The sequence below is a fragment of the Hafnia alvei genome, assembly GCF_900095695.1.
GTDB classification, from domain to species: Bacteria; Pseudomonadota; Gammaproteobacteria; order Enterobacterales; family Enterobacteriaceae; genus Hafnia; species Hafnia alvei_B.
The window spans coordinates 1-1,281 of the sequence record NZ_FMIQ01000050.1 but is presented as its reverse complement, the minus strand read 5'-3'; the positions used below and the strand labels follow the sequence as shown (position 1 = coordinate 1,281).

Annotated in this window: 1 protein-coding gene; it reads left to right on the top strand. The window is 40.3% G+C overall.

Features of this window, described 5'->3' with window-relative positions; translation table 11 throughout:
• Window positions 1-690: 690 nt before the first annotated feature.
• Window positions 691-1,281, top strand: a 591-nt coding sequence (locus BN1044_RS13210; RefSeq protein WP_139130947.1) for a hypothetical protein, incomplete at its 3' end; no start/stop codon positions are given.

Genomic DNA, 1,281 nt, shown 5'->3' with positions numbered 1-1,281 from the left:
CCTTTCTCTGGTTTACCTCAATACTACTTCCACTAAATTAAATTCAAAAATCTTACATGCCGCCATGACTGTCAGCATAACAGATAAGCCTATATCCAAATGTTATCTATCGAACCACGCGTAAATAAGCCTGCTGCCTTTACAGATTGCGTCGTATTTTTTACTCAATAACGCGCAACAGCAACCATATCAGACGCTTTATTTACACAGGTCGAGGATAGTGTTTAAGGCGTACAGAGAACAATTTTGGGAATATGTCATAATTGTGTTTCTAGCCATTGTCTGACTTCATGTTTACGCTAGCACGCACCGCCTCTCAGGGGGATAGGGTTGGTAACACAGGACCAGCAATGTCAGCCGATTTAGAATCATACTACATACCCCACCATTACTATCACTTCTCTAGTAACGAATTACGCTTCCCTCTGACCTTGTACTAATAGCAACTCGCTTTTCCACGATTATGCTGACAGACGCCAGCAAAGGGTTACCCCCCCCCTCTCGCTCCTTGCTGTACCGAGCGCGTTAGGAATGCCACGACATAACCAATTGTTTTTGATTGCAATAAAAAGTACCTTACACTATATTTCTCATATGCAATCTCCCCTTAGCTGAAGTCATGAGCAGAGTATCCTGAAGTCCAGGTACACTAATTTTAATTATCTTAACAACACAGTTCAGGCGTACAAAATGGCCTTTAAACGCTCAGTTTCAACCTATTTTACAAACCAAAAATGCTTCACAGACTTTGATGCATTAGCAACAGCCCGTGGTGTAACGCATTCTAAATTCATCATGAATCTGATAGAGAAGGCTTTGTACAATGGCGTGAACTCACATCCACGCCCCTCATTTCTCGAGAAGGATGCGTTCGCTCCTGCATTCACCAAACACACTCGCCTGATATTGACACAAAAACACTCACACTTTACCTTTGAACTGCAAGATAAGGACAAAATTGAAGTTAAAAAACGCATCTTTGAAAGGGTAGACTTAGGAATTAGAGATGCTTTAATTTATCAAATCACTACAATGAAATTTCCCCAAAATTATAAAAAAAACATAGCTATCGTGATGCTCAAACAGGGGTTAGATATTAGTTACAGTTTAAAGCAGGGTGAAAGTGGGAGCTCATGGGTAACGTGTAATTTTTCTTGCGACGTAAGTTTTTTCGAGCTAACAGATGCGATATGGTATCAATGCGGTGGCCGTTATGACCTGACAAAAGTGAAATATCATAAGTATAATGACATACAAAAAAACCCTGATGCAAAACAACAA